This window comes from uncultured Lactobacillus sp. (genome assembly GCF_946477725.1).
In the GTDB taxonomy this organism is placed as follows: domain Bacteria; phylum Bacillota; class Bacilli; order Lactobacillales; family Lactobacillaceae; genus Lactobacillus.
In genome coordinates this window covers 12,824-36,447 of the sequence record NZ_CAMKZC010000014.1, presented here as the reverse complement: position 1 = coordinate 36,447, position 23,624 = coordinate 12,824, and the positions used below count along the sequence as shown (strand labels likewise).

Below are 23,624 nucleotides of genomic sequence, written 5' to 3'. Positions count from 1 at the left end.
GCTGGAGAGAAAAAGGTTAATTACAAGTTACGTGACTGGGAATTTAGTCGTCAGCGTTATTGGGGTGAACCAATTCCAGTAATTCACTGGGAAGATGGAGAAACTACATTGGTTCCAGAAGATGAATTACCGCTCGTTTTACCTCATGCTACTGACATCAAGCCGTCAGGAACACCTGAAAGTCCATTAGTTAATCTTAAAGACTGGGTTAACGTGATTGATAAAAATGGTCGTAAGGGTAAAAGAGAAACTAATACCATGCCTAATTGGGCCGGTTCATCATGGTATTTCTTACGCTTTGTTGATCCACATAATGACAATAAGCTGGCTGATTACGAAATGCTAAAGAAGTGGATGCCAGTTGACCTTTATATTGGTGGCGCAGAACATGCTGTCCGGCACCTGCTTTATGCCAGATTCTGGAATATGGTTCTGTATGACTTAGGCGTTGTTCCTAATGAAGAACCATTCCAAAGATTATTCAATCAAGGATTAATTCTGAAAGATCATGATAAAATGTCCAAGTCAAAAGGCAATGTAGTTAATCCTGATGATGTCATTGACGAGTATGGTGCAGACAGTCTTAGAATGTATGAAATGTTCATGGGACCTCTTGATGCATCTATTGACTGGGATGATAATGGTCCTGCTTCAACCAAAAAGTTCTTAGACAGAGTTTGGCGTCTGTTTGTTAATGATTTGGATCTTAAAGCCATACCACAAGAGAATATTGTGGCTGAAAACGATGGCACTTTAGATAAAATTTATAACGAAACTGTTAAAAAAGTAACTGAAGATTTTGATGACTTACATTTCAATACTGCAATTTCTCAATTAATGGTCTTTGTTAATGCTGCGCAAAAAGCAAAAACGATTCCAAGAAAATATGCGGAAGGTTTCATTACGCTTTTAGCTCCAATCGCTCCTCACATGATGGAAGAAATCTGGCAAATCTTTGGTCATGAGCAATCCGTAACTTTTGCCAAATGGCCAACTTATGATTCAGCAAAACTGGTTGAATCAACAGTCGAAATTATGGTGCAAGTAAATGGCAAATTGCGTGGCAATTTTAAGGCCGCTGTTGACATGGATAAAGATCAAGCTCAAAAACAAGCATTGGCACTGCCTCACGTCCAAAAATTTTTAGAAGGCAAAGATATTAAAAAAGTCATCGTCGTACCAAATAAGATTGTCAATATTGTAGCTAAATAAAGTTAATTTTTCCTAAAGTGCAAAGTATATTTGTTGTTAATTGCCCATTTTCATTCACAATAATATAGTTAGTAGACTAGATTTAGGGAACTTTAATGAAAGAAAATAATTTATCTGAACAAAATACACAAAATACCTTTATTAAGGGCAGTGCGTGGATGACTTTCGGCTCTATTACCTCACGTATTTTGGGTGCTCTCTATATTATTCCATGGTTTTATTGGATGTCGCCCTATGGAAATATTGCCAATGCCTTAACTGCCAGAAGTTATAACATTTATAGTATTTTTATTTTAATATCCACTGCTGGCATTCCTGGTGCTGTTGCTAAACAGGTAGCTAAGTACAATGCGCTTAATGAATACGGCGTTGGTCGTAAGCTTTTTCATCGCGGCTTAATCTTAATGGTATTTCTAGGAATTATTTCTGCTGCAGTGATGTATTTTGCTTCACCTTTTTTAGCTTCTAATGGTTCACAAATTGATCCAAGACAAGTAAGGGTAATGAGAAGCCTGTCCTATGCCATCTTAATTATTCCTGTATTAAGTATTATGAGGGGCTATTTTCAAGGCTACGAAGACATGATGCCCTCAGCAATGTCCCAGTTTGTAGAACAGTTGGCACGGGTAATATGGATGCTATTAACTGCTTATATTATTATGCAAGTACAGCATGGTAATTTTGTAGATGCAGTGGTGCAATCAAATTTGGCTGCTGCAATTGGAGCAGTTTTTGGCATAGCTATTTTAACGTGGTTTTTGCTGTCTAGACGTAATAAACTTAACGAGTTAGTTGAAAATTCCAATAATGAAATACAGGTTTCAACTTCTGCTCTTTTTGCGGAAATTATTGCCCAGGCAATTCCTTTTATAATTATTGATGCAGGTATTCAACTTTTTTATCTGGTAGATCAATATAGCTTTCACCCCATTATCTCGAATTTGGTTAGTGCAACTAATAATACAATTGAAACTTGGTATGCGTTATTTGCGCTTAATGCCAATAAGTTGATAATGATCATTGTCTCTTTAGCAAGTGCTATGGCTGTGACGACAATTCCGCTATTGTCTGCAGCTCACACTAAGCATGATTTTCGTGCAATTTCTGACCAAATTGGCAATACTTTAGATTTATTTTTATTTGTCATGATTCCCGCTTCTTTTGGCATGGCCGCTATTTCTACACCTATCTATACCATCTTTTACGGTTATGACAAACTGGGTTCAAATGTACTTTACCTTTCTTCCTTTACAGCTATCAGTTTGGGCTTATTTACGGTATTGATGGCTATTTTACAGGGCCTATCGGAAAATGGACTTGCAATTAAATATTTAGTATTAGGGTTAATCATTAAGATTTTAATGCAATACCCCATGATTTATGTCTTTAAAATTTTTGGCCCATTGATTGCAACTAATTTAGGAATGCTTGTCATTATCTTTATGGCGATAGAACACCTTAAGATTAATTACAATTTCAATCAGGATCGTACCAGACGACGTTTTATTGGCATTACTGCTTTTTCAGTTATTATGTTTTTGCTGGTTTTGGCAGTAGAAAAAGGATTGGAGTTGTTCTTAAGTCCTGCAAGCAGTTTACAGTCACTTGTCATTGTTTTTGTCGCGGTAGTTGTAGGTTGCTTGTTTTATGGCTTTGCGGCTATCAAGACTAATTTAGCGCAGAAAATTTTAGGAAATAAAATCATTCCAATATTGGAAAAACTGCACATTCGTGCTTAAACAAACCCCAATATAATTAAATTTGATACCGATATTCTTTCGGTATCACTTTTTTATTTTATTTAACTAAAAAACTTAAGATTAATTATGAAGTACGTAAAATGTGAGAAAAAATGAAAAAGCTCCTAGGCTGCTAGAATGAACTCTGGCGCTTGCTGAGCTTTTTTTAATATAATAATCTTTAAATTATTCTTGTAATTTTATACGTGCTACTTATTATAATTCAAAGTGTAATCTACGCAATCAATAATTTTTTGTACACCTTTTACTAAAATTCCTTTTTCGGTTGAAAGAGAAATTCTGAAGTATCTGTCTGAATATTGGAAATCACTTCCCTTGGCCACAATTACATGAAAGTGTTTTTCCAGCAATTTATAGTATAGGTCAATGTCCTTGATGGTTTCTGGTACTTCAATAAACATGTATAAGCCACCCATGTATGAGGAGCAAGGAAAATATTTACTCCTAGTAAAAAGTTTGGTTAATTCTGCACCGGTCTGTTTAATTTCCTCAATATGGTGGGTATATTTCTCTGGTTCTTCCAAAATTATTTCCCCGATGAACTGACTAATAGTTGGAGCACTAAAAGTGATACCTTCATTATAAAAGCCATCCCGTTCAATAATATTGGCCGGTGCAATGACGTAGCCAAGACGTATTCCTGGTATAGCAAAACTTTTGGAAAAGCTGCTGACTAAAATTTGATGAGAAATATCAGTTGAAATTGGTTGGTATTGGTAATTGCTAGGATAATCGCTGTAAACGTGATCGTCAACCACGAAAATATTTTTTTCTTCACAGAGATTATTCAGGAATTCACGGTCCGTTGGCGATAAACTGGCTCCAGTAGGATTGTTAGGATAATTAATAATAATGGCCTTGGTATTTGCATTGACGGCTTTTTTAATGTGCTCAACTGGAAGTGCAAAAGTAGGAGCCTCTGATTTAACAATTACTGGAGTTGCGCCTACTCCCGCAATTAAATTTAAGTATGAAGGGAAAAAAGGAGCAATAACAATAATTTCATCAGATTTATTTTTGATGATAGATCTTAATGATAAAAAAGCACCGTGCAGACATGAAACGGTGATTTGAATATTATTGATGTCAATATCCTTGATACCGTAAGTCTCACTATAGTATGACACAATTTTTTCTCTCAGTTTAGGTAGTCCCAAACCCGGAGTATATCCATTTCCAGCATGTTCAATTCTTTTTACCAATTTATCAATTATTCTTTTGTTTATTCCAGAACGAAAATCTCCAATAGATAAGTCAATGTAATCGGATGGAAGTATATTAACGTCTAAGCTCATAATACGCTAACCTTTCTTTAAGTAAATTATTGTCTAAATCATATTCTTTAATTAAAAAAAGGTCAACTTGTCAAAAAATAAATCCAAGTATAATTGAGCAGTTTTGCTCATATATACTTGGATTTTTAGCTAATCTCACATTAATTTAGTTTAGAAAGGCTTAAATAACTTGTTGAAATTCAATTTATATTTTTACAATCAGTTTAAGGCTTATGAAATTCACCATCAAGAGTATCATCATGACGATTTTTTTCAGGCATCACAATAGCAGCAATAATATATAAAAGCAGTCCGGGAAAGGTTGTACATAGTATTAATGCTGCACCACCAATTCTGGTCCACGCTTTATCCCAACCAAAATATTCTGCCACACCGCCAAATACGCCGGATATAACTTTATCCTGGGATTTTGTTAATCGTTTTTGCATGACTGTGCCTCCTTTTGTATTAATTTTAATACAAAATAATCATTAAAGTATATAATTAAAATATTTTTTATTATAAAAATACTAGTTACAATATCAATATGGGAAAAATCAAATTCAAAGCATGCCACACAAAAAAATATATTATTGTTTGCAACATATGAGGATTATCTGGTTGTCGTAATCAAAGGCGAATAATTCAGTGGAAGGCAGGATCTTTGAAGTTTCTGCTTGCATTAATTGTGCATCACAAAAGTACTAAACAGCAAAAGAGCTAATCTCTAGAGATTAGCTCTTGCTGCACAAATGCCCCGAAAAAGATTCGAACTTTCACTTAGTTACCTAAACAGCGACCTGAACGCTGCGCGTCTGCCAATTCCGCCATCGGGGCTTATTATTTTTAGCACAGTAATAATCATACCAAAAATTTGGTAAAATGTAATCATAAAACGTAAAATAATTTAAAAAAATCGGGGAAGGGTGATTTGTACTTGAAAAAGAAAGCTAAAGCGATCTTTTTAATTCTTATCAGTTTATTACTTTTAGTGGTTCCTGTGGATGTAAAAGCTGCCCCAGAGTTACCTGCTAACTATAATAAAAATGAAGTCAACATTGATGCCAAGGCGGCAATTGCTATAGACAGTAAAACAGGACAGTTGCTATATGGTAAAAACATTAACAAGCAATTACCTATAGCTTCGATGACCAAATTGGTGACTGTTTACTTGACATTAAAGGCGATTGCTCAAAATAAAATAAATTGGGATACTAAAGTAACGCCAACTCAGCAGATTTTTGCTGTTGCAAGTAACAGAGAATATTCCAACGTTCCGCTTCGTATGAAACATACCTATACGATCAGGCAGTTGTATCAGGCAACATTAATTGAATCGGCTAATGGAGCCGCAATGATGTTAGCACAGGCAGTTAGTGGTTCCCAAGTAGCTTTTGTCAAACAAATGAAAAAGCAGCTAAATAAATGGGGTATTAAGAGCGATCAGATATATACGACTTGTGGTTTACCTAACAAGAGTGTGGGTAACGATGGCTATCCGGATGCAGATAAAAATGCCGAAAATATGTTGTCGGCTAAAGAGATGGCAATCATAGGGCAGCATTTAATTCAAGATTTTCCGGAAGTGCTCAAAACTACTAACATTGCTAAAATGAATTTTATTGACCAAAAAATGGCGATACCAATGAGCAATTTTAATTGGATGCTAAAAGGGATGCCGCAGTACCATAAACGGTTTAAGATTGATGGCTTAAAGACAGGAACAACTGATGCTGCTGGTGCTTGTTTTATTGCAACCGCACGCCATCAAGGTGGCAGAATCATCACGGTGATAATGGGAGCAAAACATTTAACCAATACAGACCCAGCGCGTTTTATTCAGACTGGCAAGCTACTTGACTATGTCTATCAGAACTATCAGCCTCTAGTTTTTCAGCGTAATGAGGTAATTATAGGTCATACTAATGTAGAAGTTCACAACGGAGAAGCCAGACAAATAAATATTGGTATGAAGAATAAAAGTCTGATTTGGGTACCTCAAAATGGTTCAAAATTTAAAGTGGGTTTAATGGCAAAAGTTGTTGAAGCTCCCATTAAAGAGGGGCAAAGAATTAATTATTATTACTTTAAAGCCGGTAAAAATAAAATTATTTCTCTGCAACAGCCTAACGGCTTACTTTTACCTGCTCAAGCATTACAATCAACTGATAAAGTTAACTTTTTAATTCGATTTTGGCGCTGGCTATTTGGAGGCTAATCATGTCTGAAATAACTGAAAAGATTTTGACAAAGGTAATTAAAAAGCGCCCCAGTAACTCACATAAGGGTAATTATGGCAGAATCCTGCTAATTGGAGGCAATGAAAATTATGGTGGTGCAATCATCATGGCAGCTGAAGCTGCGCTTAATAGTGGTGCAGGTCTTATTTCAGTAGCTACCCATGCTGTTAACTTGAATGCACTACATGCTCGTGATCCTGAGGTGATGTTTATTGATTGGCGTGATCGCAACTTATTAAATTTAATCACTAAAATGGACGTTATTGTTTGCGGACCAGGACTAGGAACTAATTCTTTGGCTCATCAAATGATGCTTACTCTTTGTCAGAATGTTTCCTCAAACCAAACATTAGTTTTGGACGCAAACGCTTTGGATTTAATTGCACAAGACTCTAAGCTAATCCCGACTAGTGCTGGCTTGATCGTTTTAACTCCTCATCAAATGGAATGGCAACGTTTAAGTCAAATTAGAATTCCTTATCAAACTGATAGTGCTAATTTGAGTGCTTTAAAAAAGATTTTTCCTACCCAAAATGTGATTTTGGTTTTAAAATCAAATCGCACTCATGTTTATACTAGTACTAACGAAATTTTTGTAAATACTAGCGGTAATCCTGGTATGGCTACCGGTGGAATGGGAGATACATTGGCAGGGATAATTGGTGGCTTTATAGCACAGTTTGGGGGCACGCTAGATCCAGTCCTGGCTGCAATTTACCTTCATTCCTTAGCTGGCGATAAAATTGCTGAAACGGATTATGTGGTGCGCCCAACTAAAATAAGTGCGATATTGCCTCAGTTGATGAATCACTACGCTAACAAAGGATAGTTTTTCCGTTGAAACACAAAATATGATTTGGAGAAAAGTTATTATATGAAAAAAAGTCTATTAAAAGTTCTTACTGCTTTTTGCATTATTCTAATATGCGCTATCAGTCTTGCGCGGGTTTCTATGCCTACTCAGCCCAAAATGGATAATAAAACTAAGGATGCCAAGAAAACAGTGGTTATAAAAACTGCTGCATCCTATCGTCCTTATCAGGACCCTAAAGACTTGCGTTCTCCTTTCAATTGGAAAAAAGCGAGTGAAACTAAACCTTATCCCAAAATAAAGAGTTCTGAAAATGACTTAAAAATTAGAGTTTCGCTTAAAGGTAATCGTGTTTATATTTTACGTGGTAATAAAAGAATATATACCATGTTAGCGAGCGCTGGGCTTTTTAAAAAGAATAAGTCATTAACGCCGGCAGGAACTTATAGAATAAAGTATGATCGTGGTGATTCTTTTTATAATCCTGAATTAAATGAAGGCGCTAATAACTGGACCAGTTGGGACAAGGAAAATGTTTATCTTTTTCATTCGGTCCCGACAAAAAGTAATGGCAAATACAACATTAAAGAGGCTGAAAAGCTGGGAGTCAAGCCCGCTTCTCACGGTTGCATCAGGTTAAGTGTCCCCGACTCACGTTGGTTGGTTGAAAACATTCCTGCCGGCACAAAGGTAATTATCAAAAATAACTAAAAAATTTGGCGCAGACATTATTTACTGTTATAATCATTTCATGAAAGTAGTTAGAAGTAGTAGGCATTTTTTTCCAATATAGCGAGCTTGAGATTGATGAGAGTCAGGCTGGAAAAATGACTGAAGGCGTGTCTAACCAACCAAATAGAAAATTTAATAAGCGGATACTTTGTATCAAAAAGAGTGGTACCGCGGGTTATACTCGTCTCTTCTTCATGTTAGTGAAGGAGAGACTTTTTTTGGCATTTAGGAGGGAAAAAATGGATTTTAAAGACAAGGTTGTCGAGTTAGTTGCTGGACAGGTTGACCTTTCCAAAGAGCAAATCAATTCGTTAATTGAAAGGCCCAAAAATGAAAACATGGGTGACTATGCATTTCCAGCCTTTGCTTTGGCAAAAGTGGAACACAAAAATCCTGCAGTTATTGCACAAAATATTGCAAGTGAGCTAAAGAGCACTGATTTTGCATCTATCAAAGCTGTAGGTCCATACGTTAACTTTTCAATAGATCATGGCAGATTAATCTCACAAACTCTTGCTGAAATTTTGCAGCAAAAAGAGCACTTTGGGGATCAAAAGTTAGGAGAGGGTAACGTCCCAATTGACATGTCTAGTCCTAATATTGCCAAGCCAATGTCTATGGGTCATTTAAGGTCAACTGTGATTGGTAATTCAATCGCTAAAACTTTGGCAAAAGTTGGTTATACGCCTATAAAAATTAATTATTTAGGTGATTACGGCACTCAATTTGGAAAATTAATCGCTGCTTATAAGCATTGGGGCGTTGAAGAAGATGTGAAAAAAGACCCCATCATGAATTTATTTAAATACTACGTAAAATTTCACAAAGAGGCTGAAAAACATCCGGAACTGGATGATGAAGGACGTGCGTGGTTTAAAAAATTAGAAGAGGGCGATCCAGAAGCAGTTAAATTATGGCAATGGTTCCGTGACGTATCTTTAGCTGATTTTAATCGCATTTATAAAGAACTCGGAGTTACTTTTGATTCATATAAAGGCGAAGCTTTCTTTAATGACAAAATGCAGCCGGTTATTTATGAATTGAAAGAAAAGGGGCTTTTGCATGAATCTCGCGGTGCACAGGTCGTTGACATGGGTAAAGATGAAAATCCGGCTTTGATTGTTAAGTCCGATGGTACTAGTATTTACTTAACTCGCGATTTGGCCGCAGCCATTTATCGTCAAAACACATATCATTTTGTCAAAATGCTTTATGTTGTCGGTAATGAACAGTCACAGCATTTTGTAGAACTGAAAACCGTTCTGAAGAAAATGGGCTATGATTGGGCTGACGAAATTTACCATGTTCCTTTTGGCTTAATTACTCAAAATGGTAAAAAGCTTTCTACTAGAAAAGGGAACGTGGTTTTCCTTGATCAGGTTTTACAGGATGCTGTAAATTTGGCACAAAAGCAAATTGAGCAAAAGAATCCTGATTTAGCTAATAAAGACCAGGTCGCTCATGATGTTGGTGTTGGTGCGGTAATTTTTCACGACTTGAAAAACGAGCGCACTGAAAACTTTGACTTTGATCTTGATGAAGTTGTCCGTTTTGAAGGAGACACTGGTCCTTACGTGCAATACACAAATGCGCGTGCCCAAAGCGTTTTGCGCAAGGCTGCTGAACAAGGGCATAAACCTGGTCTTTCTAATATAAAGATAGATGATAACTGGTCTTTTGGAGTTGCCAAATCTTTGGCCGACTTCCCCCGTATCATTGCTCGCAGCAGTGCTAAGTTTGAACCGTCAATTATTGCTAAATATGCGCTTGATTTAGCCAAGAAGTTTAATAAATATTATGCTAATGTCAAGGTTCTAGTTGATGATGATCAAATAAGCGCTCGGTTAGCTCTGGTTCAAGCAACTTCAATTGTTTTAACCGAGGCTTTGCGACTATTAGGTGTCAATTCTCCTAAAGAAATGTAAAAATTTTCAAAAATAACGTTTTCATCAAATAAAAGATTGTTCAATACTTAATTAATACGATACAATATGACTGTAAGTTTATTAGGAGGTATATTTAATGGCATATTTAGATAATGGTAATCAAATCTTTAAGGATGCTCGTAAAAACCATTATGCAGTAGGTGCTTATAACACTAACAACTTGGAATGGACACGTGCAATTTTGCAAGCAGCTGAAGAAACTAGAACTCCGGTTTTAATTCAGGTTTCTATGGGTGCAGCTAAATACATGGGTGGCTATAAAGTTGCTAAAGACTTAGTTGAAGATGAAATGGATGCAATGGACATTTCTGTTCCAGTTGTATTGAACTTAGACCATGGTAGCTTTGAAGCTGCTAAAGAATGTATTGCTCTTGGTTACTCATCCGTTATGTTTGATGGTCATGCTTTACCAACTGAAGAGAACTTAGCTAAAACCAAGGAAATCGTTAAGTTGGCTCATGAACGCGGTATTTCAGTTGAAGCTGAAATTGGTAAAATTGGTGAAAACCAAGGAGCTGATGGTGGAGAATTAGCATCTGTTGAAGACGCAAAAACTTTTGTAGCCGCAGGTGTTGACAAACTTGCTTGTGGTATTGGTAACATTCACGGCGTTTACCCAGAAGGCTGGAAGGGATTGAACTTTGATCGCTTAAAGGAAATTGCTGATGCAGTTTCTGTTCCATTGGTATTACACGGTGGTTCAGGCATTCCTGAAGAGCAAGTTAAGAAGGCTATTTCCCTTGGAATTTCTAAAGTTAACATTAACACTGAATTCCAATTGGCTTTCCAAGCTGCTACTCGTAAGTACTTTGAAGCTCATAAAGATGAAGACAAGGATAACAAGGGTTATGACCCTCGTAAGCTGCTTCTTCCTGGTACTGAAGCAATTACAGCTTCAATGAAGGAAATGATTACTTGGCTTGGTACTCCATCAATTGATGACAAGATTAAGTCAGCAGGCTTTGACAAGAGTTCATTGAATTTGGAATAATAAAATAAGAGTTTGAAAAAAACTTTAACTTAAAGGCTAATAAATTACGTTGAAGAAACGTTAATTTATTAGCCTTTTTCTTTTTTCAAACTCTTTAGATCAAAAATAAAATGTTAAATTATTTAGTACTTTGTCTGATGACCATTTTTACAGGTATTAGTAATTTACTACCCTTATCCCCTTGTCCTTCAATGCTGCTTAAAATGCTATCAACAGTGTTTTTAGCAATTCGTTTTGTATTTTGAGCAATTGTTGTCAGACTTGGATTTACAAGTGACGCGGCAGGAATGTCATCAAACCCAATTATTTGAATTTGATTGGGAATATCAATATTCAAAAATTTTGCTCTATTTAGTACTCTAATTGCTAGATTGTCATTTATAGCAAAAATTCCATTCGTTTCAGGATGTTTTGAAATAAAAGAATCAAAGTCGATATCTTTTTTTAGTAATAGGTAATTGTTTGCCTTACTATATTTGAGACCATTTTGTTTTAATGCATCTTTAAATCCGGCAAGTCTTGACTCTGAAGATGTGGATATTCTATCACTAATAATTAATAGATGATTAGCGTTTTTATTAATTAAATAAGTAGTTGCATCATATGCCCCTTGATAATGATTTGATGAAATAAAAATTGTGTCATTGAAATTTTGTGGTTCTCGGTCAATACAAATATAAGGAATTTTTTTAATAGAACTTTCAAACTTAAAACCTCTTTTACCGGAACCAGAAATAACTATAACACCATCAACCTTTTTCTTTTCCAGCATTTGTAAATATGCTTTTTCCTTTTCCTGCTTTTTATTAGTATCACAAATAAAAGTAGAATAATTTTTATTGAATAGATGATTTTCGATTTTTTGAACTAGATCAGCGAAAAAAGGATTCTTAATGTCAGGTACTAATATACCAATTGTATGAGTAACATTGGTTCTCAAACTTTGGGCACTTACATCGATATTATAGCCAGTCTGTTGGATAATTTTTAATACCTTTTCTTTAGTTTGCTCTGAATATTTTCCTTTATGATTTATTACTCGCGAAACGGTAGCAGTTGATACACCGCTTAATTTGGCAATGTCTTTTATCGAATATTGTTCCAAAGGATATACACCTCACTTTACATTGATTATATCATGAATTAACTTACCTTAAATATTATAAATTAATGTGAAACGTTTGCCTATTAAAGTAACTGAAGAAACATAAATTTAAATTTTATTTTTAAAATAAGTTGCAATCTAAATAATTTGTGTAATAATAATAGTATAAATAAATGTAATCGATTACCTAAAAAGGAGGAGAAAATGCAATTATTACTTAGTCCGTCAATGATGTGTGCTAATTTTCAAAACTTGAATGAAGAGATGGAAATGCTAAATAGGGCAGATATCAATATGTATCATATGGATATTATGGATGGTCTTTATGTTCCAAACTTTGCTTTAGGACTTGAAGACTATGAAACTATGAGGCAAAACACTAATAAAACAATGGATGCTCATCTTATGATTGAAAGCCCACATAGGTATATAAAGCTATTTAGCGATTTAGGGGCTGACATAATTTATTTTTGTCCAGATGCCGAACAACAGCCAGTAAGAACAATTGAAGAAATACATGATCTCGGGAAAAAAGCGGGAATTTCTGTCAATACTAATCTTTCTTTTGAGATGGTTAAGGAACTGCTCCCAATTGTTGACTATGTTCTGATAATGACTGTTAACCCTGGATTTGCTGGTCAAAAATTTCAAAACTTTGTATTAAAAAAATTGGATAAGTTTATTCTTGCTAAAAGTGATTATCACTATATTTTAGGAGTGGATGGAGCTATTTCTAGAGAAAAAATAAAGTGTCTTTATAAGAAGGGCGTTGATAATTTTATCCTTGGCACTTCAGCTTTATTTAATAAATCTCAAAATTATCAAAAGACAATTGAGTTAATTAGGAAGGAAAACGATTAACATAAAAATATAATAATTGTTCTAAATTTTTTTGAAAGAATGTGTTTTTTTGGAAAATAAAAAATTAAAAATTGCTATTGGTTCAGATCATGTGGGATATATTCTTAAACCGGCAATTTTGAGGTATGTCAAAGATTTGGGTTATGAAGTAGAAGATTTTGGCACCAATTCTACCGAAAGAACTGATTATCCAATTTATGGGGAAAAAGTTGGAAAAGCAGTTGCGAGCGGAGAATGTGATTTGGGAATAACCATTTGTGGTACAGGTATTGGCATAGGAATAGCCGCAAATAAGGTTAAAGGAACCAGGGTGTGTATGTGTAGTGACTGCTATTCAGCGAAATTGTCACGAATGCATAATAACTCTAATATCTTATCATTTGGTTCCAGAGTAGTCGGACAAGAGCTTGCAAAAATGATTGTCAAAAATTGGTTAGAAGCAAGATATATCGGTGGACGACACGAAAGAAGGATAGAAGAAATAGCCGCGATAGAGAATGATGATGAGAATAAGTTTATAAAATTGATAAAATCCAAAAATTTTGATGGAAAAGAAAAGTATGAGGATCAACCTCTATAGAAAGGTTTGGGTAGATATGTATGGCTCAAAAAGAAAATTTGATTACTAAAATTAGTAATTCAGTACAAAAAATGTCTGGTCCTATGGCGAAGTTTTCGAATTTGAAATCAATATCCTCTATTGTAAATGGAATTATGGGTACTTTACCAGTGATTTTGACTGGTGCAATTTTTATGATACTTTATGTTCTAGGATCACCGAGTGTTGGAACGAGTGGAAAAGCGCTTTTGCCATTTCTCAGTCCCTTGGCTTCCAAATTTTTATGGATGAATACTCTAACACTTAGTTTTATGTCTTTATATGCTTCTTTTACTATTGCATATAATTATGGCAAAAAATTAAATCAAAATGGTTTAAACTCAGGTATTATCGGTTTAATGACCTTTTTGGTTTTAGTATTAGGCGGACTAGATAAGAATGGTGGTATCCCAATTGTAGCGTTCAGTTCAAGTGGACTATTCGTTGCAATTATCACGAGTATTTTTAGCGTAAGAATTTTATGGCTTTTTGAAAAATATAATATAGTCATTAAAATGCCCAGTTCTGTTCCACCAGCAATCGGAAATTCTTTTTCTGCTTTATTACCCTTTATTGCTTCAGCAATAATAGCATGGTTAATTAGAGATATTCTTAATTTCGATATCGTTAAGTGGTTAAATACTATTTTACAGCCTTTAGTTAATCAAACAGAAAATGTTTGGGTTGCGATGCTGATAGTTTTTATTACACTTCTTCTATGGTCATGTGGATTGCATGGGGATGGAATGTTTATGACATTGTTTACTCCCTTTGGTTTACAGTGGCTTGAAATGAACTCTAATTTAGTTGCTAAAGGTATTGCCCCTGAGCACTTACCACACATTTTAGCTGGTCTTGGGCAAACCGGTTTGATAAGAATGACTGTTTGGACTTCTGCAGTTTGGCCTTTGATATTATTAATGTTAATAAGTAAAAATAAGTTTCTTAAAACTTTGGGAATTACCTCTTTAGTACCTGGAATATTTACAATCGTTGAACCAGTTGTTTATGGTTTGCCAATTGCTTTAAATCCTTATCTTTTGATTCCATTTATATTCAGCGGCACTATTTCTACTGGTATTGGTTATCTGTTAATGTCAATGCCTTGGATGGGTAAATTCTTTGCTTCTATACCATGGGCTACCCCACCATTTCTATTAGGGCCTCTTGGAACCGGAGACTGGAAGACAATTATAATCGTAATAATTTCTTTTGGGATTGGCTTAGTATGCTATTTGCCATTTTGGCCTATGTTTGTAAAATCACTAAACAGTCAACAAAATCAAAAATAATATTCAAAAAAATTTCTTTATTATTGTAATTTGTATTAAAAGTAAAAGGAGAAAATATGGTTTTATCAAAAGATTTTTTATGGGGTGGAGACATTAGTGCTACTCAAATTGAAGGCGCTTGGAATGAAGACGGGAAGTCGCCAGTAGAAACCGACTATTTATTACCTGGTAAGAAAGGAATTCCTCGTTATGCCTACTACCAACTAAAGAATGGAAAAATGGGAAAAGCCCTTCAATTTAGTGGACAAGCACCAAAAGGTTCTAAATTTATACTAAAAAAGGATCAAGTATATCCTAATCATTTTGCTAGTGATTTTTATCATCATTATAAAGAAGATATTGCTCTTTTAGCCGAAATGGGATTTAAAGCACTCAACATTACAATTTCCTGGGCTAGAATTTTACCCAATGGAATAAAAGGTGGTGTTAACCCCAAAGGAATAGACTTTTATTTGGCAGTATTAAAGGAACTAAAAAAATATAATATAAAGCCAATCACCACTCTGTATAAATATGATATGCCAGCATTTTACATTACTGAATTTGGTGGCTGGTCGAACAGAGAACTAATTGCAGAATATCTGGCATTCTGCAAAATATGTTTTAATAATTTTAAAGATTATGTTGAATATTGGGTAACTTTCAATGAAATAAATATTCTTAAATGGACTTTGGATGGTAATAATAATGCCAGTCAGACAGATAAACAAAGAATCTTCCAAGAGACTCATAACCAATTAGTTGCTTCTGCAAAGGCAATTCAATTAGGTCATGATATCAATCCTGCAAACAAAATAGGATGTATGGTTTGTGGCCTATTTACTTATCCAAGAACGTGTAATCCTGATGATGTATTAGCAAATCAAAAATTCATGCAAGATAATATCTTCTTGTTTTCTGATGTTATTGTTAGGGGACACTACCCATCATATGCTAAGAGGATTTTTGAGGAATATAACGTCAATATTGAATTTTCAACGGAAGACGAAAAAGATTTGATAAATGGAAAAGCAGATTTTTTACCTTTTTCATATTATTTTACAAATTGCGTTAGTGGAGCGCACTCACAAAGAGGATTACTAACTGGTGTTTCGTCGGCTTATGAAAATAAAAATCCTTATTTAAAGTCTACTGAATGGGACTGGCAAATAGATGCCAAAGGACTTAAATATGCCTTGGAATTATTAAATGACCGGTATGATAATTTTCCTCTTTTAATTATTGAAAATGGTATTGGTGCAAAGGATGTTTTGAATTCAGATAATACTATTCATGATCAATATCGCATTGATTACCACAGAAAACATATCAAAGCTTTAGAATCAGCTGTAAGCGAAGGAGTCAATCTTTTAGGCTACACTATGTGGAGTTGTATAGATTTAGTTTCTGCAGGAACTGGAGAATTAAGGAAAAGATATGGATTTATTTATATTGATGTAAATGATGATGGTACAGGTACTTATAAACGATATAAAAAGGACTCTTTCTATTGGTATAAAAAGGTTATCCAAACCAATGGCAATGATTTAGATTAAATTATTGAAATGAACTGTTATTTAAAAAATTCTTTAATATGAAAGTAAAAAGTTGGGTAATTGAAAGGCTAATAGGTTAGTGTTATTTACTCCGTAAAAGTGGAATAATAATACTAATTATTAGCCTTTTTGATTTTAAATTCCTTTAGCAGCTAGGATTAAATATTGACTGCAAACGAAAAATACCATCTTCATATTCGTATTTTAAAACGGCACAATTCCGATAGTGATTCTTACGTTTAAATGTATTGTATTTTTCCCATTTTCTATAGAAATTAGCTATAGCACCGGCATGGGAAACGATTAAAATTTGTTTATGGCATGAAGATTCTACAATCTCTGTAATCGCTTTATTGATTCTAAAAGCTACCTGACTTTGAGATTCGCCACCAAATTGAACAAAAAAATCCTTGTATGGTAGTGGTGGGTTAAGGTGCTCTCCTTCCCCTTCATAAATGCCAAAATTCCACTCTCGTAAATCTTTATGAGTTTTAAAAGGTAAATTAGTAACTAACTTTAAAGTATCTATCGCCCTTTCAGAAGTGGAGCAATGTGCTTCTTCTAAAGTAATCTGTTCATTTTCAAAATATTCTTTTTTTGTAGTTTCTGCCTGTTTAATTCCCAAAGAGGTCAGTGGTGAATCACAAAAGCCCTGTATTTTATGTTGGACATTAAACAAAGTTTGTCCGTGACGCATTAAGTAAACATTTTTCATAAATTTGCCTTCTTTAATCTATTTAAACTTAATTGTAACTAAAAAAGTTTTAAAAATCTAAGTGAAAAATGATTGACTTAAACATGAAGTTAAGCGTTATACTCAAGAAAAGGCATAAGGAGGGCAAAATTATGATTTTTGAAGAAACATTAACACTTAATAATGGGGTAAAAATCCCTAAACTGGCATTGGGAACATGGAAAATTCCCGATAATGAAGTAGCTTCACCAGTCGAATCTGCTTTGAAAATGGGTTATAGGCATCTTGATACTGCTCAAGCTTATCATAACGAGCGTGGGGTAGGTCAGGGGATTAAAAATTCAGGTATTGCTCGAGACCAAATTTTTGTTAACTCAAAAGTAGAGGCCGAAATTAAAGACTATCAAAAAGCTAAAGAATCTATTGATGAAACTCTTTTGCGAATGGATCTTGATTATTTAGATATGATGATTATCCATAATCCGCAGCCATGGAAAGAGGTAAACCAATCTGATGATCGGCATTTTGCAGGTAACTTAGAAACTTGGCGTGCTTTAGAAGACGCTTTAAAAGAAGGAAAATTGCGTGCTATTGGAGTTTCTAGTTTTCAACCAGAAGACTTGCAGAATTTAATTGACCATAGTGATGTTAAGCCTATGGTTAACCAAATTTTGTGTCATATTGGTGCAACACCTAAAAAACTAATTGATTTTTGTCAGCAGCAAAATATTATAGTTGAGTCTTTTTCACCTGTTGCGCATGGTGAAGCTTTAAATAATGCAGTAATTCAAAAAATGGCAGAAAAATATCATGTTTCAGTTGCACAACTTTGTATTCGTTACGATTGGCAACTTAACACAGTAGTTTTACCGAAGTCTGTCAATCCAGAACATATGAAGCAAAATTCCGAATTGAATTTTGAAATAAGTGAAGATGATATGACTACTTTGGAAAATATTAATACTTTTGATTATGGCTCTGCCAGTCATTTTCCAGTTTTTGGCGGAAAAAGATAAAACATTATAAATATTCATGAAATGGATTTAATTATAGCTTATGTCAAATATTTTTGATGTTGCACGACTTGCTGGAGTTTCAAAATCAACCGTCTCAAGGGTCTTCACAGGTAATGGTTATGTTTCAAAAGCAAGTAGAAAAAAGGTGTTACAAGCGGCTAAAAAGTTGGGTTATGTTCCTTCTATATTAGCTAGACAACTGGTAGAACAAAGTACGAAAACAATAGGATTTATTGCTAAAACATATTATCCTGAAGTTGGGCAACTACTTGATTTGGTAACACATTATGTACAAAAAAAAGGTTTTAAAATCGCAGTATATTTTACTCGAAATAAGCAAGAAGAACTTTTAATCTTGAAAGAGTTTAAACTTCATGGCTTGGATGCGCTATTTTTTGTGGCCAATCGCAATAGTTGGAAAAAAATTGCTGAATTTTCACAATACGGACCAATTGTGACATGGAGGAGAATAGATAGTAAAAATATTTATTCATCATACATTGACCATTATCCTTTATACAAAGACATACTCAAATATTTAAAAAATCGTTATGGAGATATTTCGGTAGGTCATATTCTTAATGACTCAAGAAAAAATAATACAAAGGCGAGAATAAAAGCAATAAAGGAATTTAAATTGGAAAATTCAAAATTTGATTCTTGGGAAGTTTTTTATTCAGAACAAACAGGTGCAGGGGAAAGTGCGGCCATGGAGTATTTAAAACTTGAAGACCCACCGGAAGCCGTTATAGCTTATTCTGATTATGTAGCAGCTGGTTTCATTTCAACTTTACGTAAGTATAAAAAAAGGATACCTACTGATGTTAAGGTTTTTGGTTTTGATAATAGTGATTACGGTAAATACATGGAAATATCAACTATTGACTCGTTTCTTTCACTTCAAATTAAAAATGACATGAATAAAATTATATGTAGATTGGAAAACACAGAATTTAAGAAAATAACAATTCAGCCTAAAATGATAATTAGAAAAACCTGCTAAATAAAGTTATTCAATAAAATTGAATAACTTTATTTTTTTCTTGACATGGGAACGTTCCCATAAATTAATATTATTTTGTCAATATGAAAGCCGGCTTCAATTGATAAATCATTAATTAAGGGAGGATTTACAGTTGAAGTATTTAGATTTAGCTACCGATATATTGAATTATATGGGTGGAGCGAGCAATATTAAAAAAGTGTGGCATTGTGCAACGCGGTTGAGATTTAACGTTAAAGATAATAACAAAGTAAATCAAAAGGAGCTTGAAAAATTAAAAGGTATAATTCAAGTTGTTTATGGTCATGAACAATGGCAGCTTGTAATTGGTACTCAGGTGGCAGAAGTGTATGATCAATTAATAAATATGAAGGAAATTAAAGACAGTAAAAATTTAATTAAAGAAAAAGAGGCTAAAAACAAGGAAAGGACAGGCTTCTTCGGTTTACTTAATAAATTTATTTCCTTCATTTCTAGTCTTTTTATGCCCTTTCTTAACGCTATTTGTGGTGCAGGAGTTTTAAAAGGGGTGTTAGCTCTATGTACAACAATGAAATGGCTTAAAGAAACTTCGGGAACGTATGTATTATTAAATGCAGCTGCCGATTCACTTTTTTATTTCTTACCAATATTTATTGCTTTTAATGCTGCTAAACAATTAAAAGTAGATCGGTTTGTAAGTGTGACGATTGCAGGAGCATTGTTATATCCACAAATTACTACTTTGGCAACAAAGAATATCACCATTAAATTTCTAGGTATTCCCGTTATTCCAATGTCATATTCTTCTTCTGTAATACCAATTATACTGTCAATTTGGCTTCTAAGTTATTTAGAACCCATGTTAAAAAGGTTAATTCCAGATAGTTTAAAGTATGTTTTTGTTGCTCTGATTGAATTAGTAATAATGGTTCCACTAACATTAATTGTGGTTGGTCCAATTGGCTCAACGATTTCAAGTGCTTTGGCTAATTCCATCATGACGATATATAACCATGCTTCATTATTTGCAGGATTGTTAATAGGTGGGTTGTGGCAAGTAATAGTAATGTTTGGATTTCATTGGATGATTTTACCTTTAATTATGAGTAATATTGCAAAACTGGGGCAAGATCCAATTTTTCCTATTGCTTGTGCTGCAGTTATGTCGCAAGCGGGTGCAGCTTTAGGGGTATTTCTAAAAGCAAAAGATAATAAAACAAAACAAATATCAGGTTCTGCATGCATAGCTGCTATTTTTGGAATTACTGAGCCAACCCTCTATGGTGTGACGCTCAAGTATAAAAAGCCGTTTTATATTGCTATATCTTGTAGCGCATTAGGTGGAATTGTGATTGGACTTTCAAATGTAGAAGCTCATGCTTTTGCCTTTCCAAGTATACTTTCAATTCCAACTTATTTAGGGCATGGCTTTATCGGTGAAATTATCGGTTTACTAATCAGTTTTGTTGGCGCTGCTATACTGACTTATTTTTGGGGGTTACCTAATGAGCTAAATAATAAAGAAGATTTTAGGATACCAGTTGAGGGTAAAAAAGTTTCTTTAAAAGATGTTTCTGATCCAGTATTTTCATCTGGAAAATTGGGCGATGGAATAGGTATTGTACCTATGTCTAATGAATTAGTAGCACCAATTTCAGGAACAATCACAGCAACGTTTAAAACAAATCATGCTATCGGAATTACTGATGATTTTGGCACTCAAATATTAATACATATTGGAATAAATACTGTTGAACTTAAAGGAAAATATTTTAAATGTCTTGTAAAAAAAGGAGATAAGGTAAGAAAAGGACAAAAATTAATCATTTTCGATTATAAACTAATCGAAGAAGCTGGATATGATTGTACTGTGATAATGACAGTTTTAAATGACAAGGATCATTTGATAAATAAAAATTTAGATGATTCAGATACTAATGCATTTTCAATAGATTTTTCAAGTTTAAATAAATGAAAGAGGTATTTCTAATGAGTAAATTTCCTAAAAATTTTTTATGGGGTGGAGCTACAGCAGCAGATCAGTATGAAGGGGCATACAATAAAGATGGGAAGACTTTATCTTCAGCTGATATATTACCTTTAGCTGGAAATGGAAGAAAATGGGCATTAAGTCATCCCCTTGCAGCAGCAAAGAAAGATTATGGATTTTATCCTTCTCGCACTAGTATTGATGGATACACACACTGGAAAGAAGATTTAGAATTGTTTGCAGAAATGGGATTTACTGTGTATCGTATGTCGGTCTCATGGCCTAGAATTTTTCCTAAAGCTAATATGGATAAACCAAACGAATTAGGTCTAAAATATTACGATAATGTTATACGAACTGCTAGAAAATTAGGAATGGAGATAATTTTAACTATTGATCATTTCGATACACCTTTTTGGGCAACAAAAAAATACAACGGTTGGGTTAATCGAAAAATGATAAAAGAGTATCTCAAATTAGCTAAGACCCTTTTTAATCGATATAAAAAAGAAGTTAAATATTGGATTACCTTTAATGAAATTAATGCCCTTTTAAATTATCCTTTTTTTGCAGGTGGGATTGATATTTCTAAATGCGATAATCCATTAGAGGCAAGATACCAAGCAGCTCATAATCAACTAGTAGCCTCAGCTGAGGCAGTAACTATGGGTCATAAGATAAATCCCAATTTTCAAATTGGTAGTATGATTGCGGGAGTAGTCAATTATCCTAACACCCCGAATCCAGAAGATGCTTTATCTGCTCAACAAACTACTAAAAAGTCATACTTTTTCCCTGATGTGCAAGCTAGAGGATATTACCCACGCTATGCTCAAAAATTTTTTGATAAAAAGAATTTAAAAATTAATTTTGAAAAGGGAGACAAAGCAAAATTGTTTAACGGGAAAGTTGATTTTGTTTCATTTAGTTATTATAGTTCTAGTGATGTTTCAACAGATCCTAAAATAAAAACTAAGAAAAATGCAGGTAATTTTTCAATAACATCATCAAAAAATGATGGAGGTACTGTCACTTGGGATGCAGATAATACGGTTATTAATCCTTATTTGAAAACGAGCTCTTGGGGATGGGCAATTGACCCTATAGGCTTAAGATACTTGTTAAATGATATTTATGATAGGTATCAAAAACCAATTATGATAGTTGAAAATGGAATTGGTGAATATGATGTTTTAAATAAAGATAATCATATACATGACAAATATCGTATTTCTTATATGAAAGATCATATTAAGCAAATGGCGTTAGCTCTAGATGATGGAGTTGATCTTAGAGGTTACACTATGTGGGGTCCCATAGATATCATAGCCAATTCGACAGGTGAAATGTCAAAAAGATATGGATTTATATACGTTGATCGAGATGATAATGGAAATGGTACAAATAAAAGAATAAAAAAAGACTCTTTTAATTGGTATAAAAAAGTTATTGCATCCCATGGTGAGGAAATTTAATGATAATCTATCACTTTTTATATGAAAAAGATTGATTATAATTAGTTTTGTTACCTATGTAACAACTAAAAAGATCATTACCAAAATTTTGAATCTTGTCACTCTGACTGGTTAGATAATTTAAAATTTCAATTTTATCATACTTTTGCCCCCAAATTTTTTCAGTATGGTAAAAAGTAGTTATACGCATTTAGATTATCGAAATAAGAGTATACTGTATATTGCATTGTACAACTAAAAAACTCATACAAGGAGATAATTGAAGTGCGTGAAGAATTACATTTTTTAAAGTGCATTGATCATGAAGTGCCGATACAGATTGATATTCCAGATAGTGGAGATAAGTTTCCGGCTATGTTGCTGGTCCATGGCTTCATGTCCTCTAGAAACAACGATAACCATATGCTAGCAAGAATCAGTAAGAAAATAGTGGAAGCAGGAATAGTAGCGGCCAGAATTGATTTATGCAGTATGGGTGAGAACCTATATTCTAGAGAAAATTATGGTATGAAAGTAATGACAGAAGAAGTTAAGGCCAGCTTTAGCTATTTACAAAATTTACCGTATGTTGCAGAAAATAATGTTGGCTTGTTAGGTCATAGTCTCGGTGGCCGTTTAGTATTTACCTTCTCAGATTTACCAGCTAAAATCATAATTTCTTTAAATGGTGCGATTAATACTTCAGAACCATTGGAAATGGCATATGATAAATTTGAAATGGATAATTTAGGCTACTGCATTGTTCATACTAGTAGCGGTGGCGTTGAACTCGTATACCGCAGATTCTTTGACGAATTGAAAACAACTTTGAATGATAACATTAAAAACTTTAAAAATCCGATTTTAGTTGAAGTATGCACCAGTGATCCAACTTTAGACCCCAATATTAGCTTAAACTTTATTAAAAATTGTCATATGACTAATGTAGATTCTTTTACTGTAGAAAATGCAAATCATACTTATAATGTTGAAACTGGCGATTTTACCAAGCTTAATGAGGTAATAGGTAAAGTTGTGCCTTGGATTAGTTCACATATTAAATAAAAAAACCAGCTTTTAATTAAGCTGGTTGCCTAGAAAATATTATGAGCCTAGCTTTAATTTTGA

The 23,624-nt window shown here is 33.9% G+C and carries 20 protein-coding genes and 1 tRNA gene; 16 read left to right on the top strand and 5 right to left on the bottom strand.

The genetic code is table 11. The features are described 5' to 3' along the window. Together Q0R51_RS06660 and Q0R51_RS06655 are read left to right on the top strand one after the other, a co-directional pair. Positions 1 to 1,212: class I tRNA ligase family protein (locus Q0R51_RS06660; RefSeq protein ID WP_294757552.1), on the top strand; the 1,212-nt coding region annotated here is incomplete at its 5' end. Positions 1,213 to 1,307: 95 nt separating this feature from the next. Further along, positions 1,308 to 2,951 carry a polysaccharide biosynthesis protein gene (locus tag Q0R51_RS06655; RefSeq protein WP_294757550.1) on the top strand — a complete coding sequence of 548 codons (1,644 nt, stop codon included), beginning with the start codon at positions 1,308 to 1,310 and terminating at the stop codon, positions 2,949 to 2,951. A 209-nt stretch (positions 2,952 to 3,160) separates the two neighbouring features. On the opposite strand, the gene Q0R51_RS06650 is transcribed toward Q0R51_RS06655, so the two are convergent. From Q0R51_RS06650 to Q0R51_RS06640, 3 genes are all read right to left on the bottom strand, one after another. After that, complete coding sequence (locus Q0R51_RS06650; protein ID WP_294757548.1) at positions 3,161 to 4,267, bottom strand: pyridoxal phosphate-dependent aminotransferase; 1,107 nt, start codon at positions 4,265 to 4,267, stop codon at positions 3,161 to 3,163. Between the two features lie 203 nt (positions 4,268 to 4,470). Beyond that, positions 4,471 to 4,695: a PspC domain-containing protein gene (locus tag Q0R51_RS06645; RefSeq protein ID WP_046325161.1), complete on the bottom strand. Its 225-nt coding sequence runs from the start codon at positions 4,693 to 4,695 to the stop codon at positions 4,471 to 4,473. 304 nt (positions 4,696 to 4,999) lie between these two features. Then, a tRNA-Leu gene (locus Q0R51_RS06640) sits at positions 5,000 to 5,083 on the bottom strand. A 100-nt stretch (positions 5,084 to 5,183) separates the two neighbouring features. Here Q0R51_RS06640 and Q0R51_RS06635 point away from each other — a divergent pair. The 5 genes from Q0R51_RS06635 to fba all read left to right on the top strand — a co-directional run bounded on the left by Q0R51_RS06635 (position 5,184) and on the right by fba (position 10,966). Further along, complete coding sequence (locus Q0R51_RS06635; RefSeq protein WP_294757545.1) at positions 5,184 to 6,464, top strand: serine hydrolase; 1,281 nt, start codon at positions 5,184 to 5,186, stop codon at positions 6,462 to 6,464. 2 nt (positions 6,465 to 6,466) lie between these two features. After that, positions 6,467 to 7,315, top strand: coding sequence for an NAD(P)H-hydrate dehydratase (locus Q0R51_RS06630; RefSeq protein ID WP_294757544.1), 849 nt, complete (start codon positions 6,467 to 6,469; stop codon positions 7,313 to 7,315). Positions 7,316 to 7,360: 45 nt separating this feature from the next. Continuing rightward, positions 7,361 to 8,008 carry a L,D-transpeptidase gene (locus Q0R51_RS06625; protein ID WP_294757542.1) on the top strand — a complete coding sequence of 216 codons (648 nt, stop codon included), beginning with the start codon at positions 7,361 to 7,363 and terminating at the stop codon, positions 8,006 to 8,008. Between the two features lie 260 nt (positions 8,009 to 8,268). Next, positions 8,269 to 9,954: an arginine--tRNA ligase gene (gene argS / locus Q0R51_RS06620; RefSeq protein ID WP_294757541.1), complete on the top strand. Its 1,686-nt coding sequence runs from the start codon at positions 8,269 to 8,271 to the stop codon at positions 9,952 to 9,954. Between the two features lie 97 nt (positions 9,955 to 10,051). Continuing rightward, positions 10,052 to 10,966, top strand: coding sequence for a class II fructose-1,6-bisphosphate aldolase (gene fba / locus Q0R51_RS06615; protein WP_034980057.1), 915 nt, complete (start codon positions 10,052 to 10,054; stop codon positions 10,964 to 10,966). Positions 10,967 to 11,084: 118 nt separating this feature from the next. On the opposite strand, the gene Q0R51_RS06610 is transcribed toward fba, so the two are convergent. Then, positions 11,085 to 12,071, bottom strand: coding sequence for a LacI family DNA-binding transcriptional regulator (locus Q0R51_RS06610; protein WP_294757539.1), 987 nt, complete (start codon positions 12,069 to 12,071; stop codon positions 11,085 to 11,087). Between the two features lie 204 nt (positions 12,072 to 12,275). Here Q0R51_RS06610 and Q0R51_RS06605 point away from each other — a divergent pair, with 204 nt between their 5' ends. The 4 genes from Q0R51_RS06605 to Q0R51_RS06590 are packed head-to-tail and all read left to right on the top strand — an operon-like array spanning position 12,276 to position 16,357. After that, the gene (locus Q0R51_RS06605) at positions 12,276 to 12,932 is read left to right on the top strand and encodes a ribulose-phosphate 3-epimerase (protein ID WP_294757538.1); all 657 of its coding nucleotides are present in this window, start codon (positions 12,276 to 12,278) and stop codon (positions 12,930 to 12,932) included. 49 nt (positions 12,933 to 12,981) lie between these two features. After that, entirely contained in the window at positions 12,982 to 13,512 is a 531-nt protein-coding gene (rpiB, locus tag Q0R51_RS06600; RefSeq protein WP_294757537.1) for a ribose 5-phosphate isomerase B, read from the top strand. 20 nt (positions 13,513 to 13,532) lie between these two features. Next, a complete protein-coding gene (locus tag Q0R51_RS06595; protein ID WP_294757535.1) occupies positions 13,533 to 14,822 on the top strand; it encodes a PTS sugar transporter subunit IIC in 1,290 nt (429 codons plus the stop codon). A 56-nt stretch (positions 14,823 to 14,878) separates the two neighbouring features. Further along, the gene (locus tag Q0R51_RS06590; protein WP_294757533.1) at positions 14,879 to 16,357 is read left to right on the top strand and encodes a glycoside hydrolase family 1 protein; all 1,479 of its coding nucleotides are present in this window, start codon (positions 14,879 to 14,881) and stop codon (positions 16,355 to 16,357) included. A 145-nt stretch (positions 16,358 to 16,502) separates the two neighbouring features. Here Q0R51_RS06590 and Q0R51_RS06585 read toward each other — a convergent pair whose 3' ends face one another. After that, positions 16,503 to 17,072, bottom strand: coding sequence for a histidine phosphatase family protein (locus Q0R51_RS06585; protein WP_294757531.1), 570 nt, complete (start codon positions 17,070 to 17,072; stop codon positions 16,503 to 16,505). Positions 17,073 to 17,200: 128 nt separating this feature from the next. On the opposite strand from Q0R51_RS06585, the gene Q0R51_RS06580 reads away from it, so the two are divergent. The 5 genes from Q0R51_RS06580 to Q0R51_RS06560 all read left to right on the top strand — a co-directional run bounded on the left by Q0R51_RS06580 (position 17,201) and on the right by Q0R51_RS06560 (position 23,561). Further along, on the top strand, positions 17,201 to 18,067 hold the full coding sequence (locus Q0R51_RS06580; protein ID WP_294757553.1) for an aldo/keto reductase: 867 nt from the start codon (positions 17,201 to 17,203) through the stop codon (positions 18,065 to 18,067). Between the two features lie 40 nt (positions 18,068 to 18,107). Further along, the gene (locus Q0R51_RS06575) at positions 18,108 to 19,070 is read left to right on the top strand and encodes a LacI family DNA-binding transcriptional regulator (protein ID WP_294757529.1); all 963 of its coding nucleotides are present in this window, start codon (positions 18,108 to 18,110) and stop codon (positions 19,068 to 19,070) included. Between the two features lie 133 nt (positions 19,071 to 19,203). Continuing rightward, positions 19,204 to 21,027, top strand: coding sequence for a beta-glucoside-specific PTS transporter subunit IIABC (locus Q0R51_RS06570; RefSeq protein WP_294757528.1), 1,824 nt, complete (start codon positions 19,204 to 19,206; stop codon positions 21,025 to 21,027). A 14-nt stretch (positions 21,028 to 21,041) separates the two neighbouring features. Beyond that, entirely contained in the window at positions 21,042 to 22,517 is a 1,476-nt protein-coding gene (locus Q0R51_RS06565) for a family 1 glycosylhydrolase (protein ID WP_294757526.1), read from the top strand. A 264-nt stretch (positions 22,518 to 22,781) separates the two neighbouring features. Beyond that, positions 22,782 to 23,561 (top strand): S9 family peptidase, encoded by a 780-nt coding sequence (locus tag Q0R51_RS06560; protein ID WP_294757524.1) that lies wholly within the window; start codon positions 22,782 to 22,784, stop codon positions 23,559 to 23,561. The last annotated feature ends 63 nt before the right edge of the window (positions 23,562 to 23,624 follow it).

Excerpts from the sequence above, each read along its gene's own strand:
- Q0R51_RS06655 (WP_294757550.1), top strand. The coding sequence starts at position 1,308 with ATGAAAGAAAATAATTTATCTGAACAAAATACACAAAATACCTTTATT.
- Q0R51_RS06650 (WP_294757548.1), bottom strand. The coding sequence starts at position 4,267 with ATGAGCTTAGACGTTAATATACTTCCATCCGATTACATTGACTTATCT.
- Q0R51_RS06645 (WP_046325161.1), bottom strand. The coding sequence starts at position 4,695 with ATGCAAAAACGATTAACAAAATCCCAGGATAAAGTTATATCCGGCGTA.
- Q0R51_RS06630 (WP_294757544.1), top strand. The coding sequence starts at position 6,467 with ATGTCTGAAATAACTGAAAAGATTTTGACAAAGGTAATTAAAAAGCGC.
- Q0R51_RS06625 (WP_294757542.1), top strand. The coding sequence starts at position 7,361 with ATGAAAAAAAGTCTATTAAAAGTTCTTACTGCTTTTTGCATTATTCTA.
- argS (WP_294757541.1), top strand. The coding sequence starts at position 8,269 with ATGGATTTTAAAGACAAGGTTGTCGAGTTAGTTGCTGGACAGGTTGAC.
- fba (WP_034980057.1), top strand. The coding sequence starts at position 10,052 with ATGGCATATTTAGATAATGGTAATCAAATCTTTAAGGATGCTCGTAAA.
- Q0R51_RS06605 (WP_294757538.1), top strand. The coding sequence starts at position 12,276 with ATGCAATTATTACTTAGTCCGTCAATGATGTGTGCTAATTTTCAAAAC.
- Q0R51_RS06595 (WP_294757535.1), top strand. The coding sequence starts at position 13,533 with ATGGCTCAAAAAGAAAATTTGATTACTAAAATTAGTAATTCAGTACAA.
- Q0R51_RS06590 (WP_294757533.1), top strand. The coding sequence starts at position 14,879 with ATGGTTTTATCAAAAGATTTTTTATGGGGTGGAGACATTAGTGCTACT.
- Q0R51_RS06585 (WP_294757531.1), bottom strand. The coding sequence starts at position 17,072 with ATGAAAAATGTTTACTTAATGCGTCACGGACAAACTTTGTTTAATGTC.
- Q0R51_RS06575 (WP_294757529.1), top strand. The coding sequence starts at position 18,108 with ATGTCAAATATTTTTGATGTTGCACGACTTGCTGGAGTTTCAAAATCA.
- Q0R51_RS06565 (WP_294757526.1), top strand. The coding sequence starts at position 21,042 with ATGAGTAAATTTCCTAAAAATTTTTTATGGGGTGGAGCTACAGCAGCA.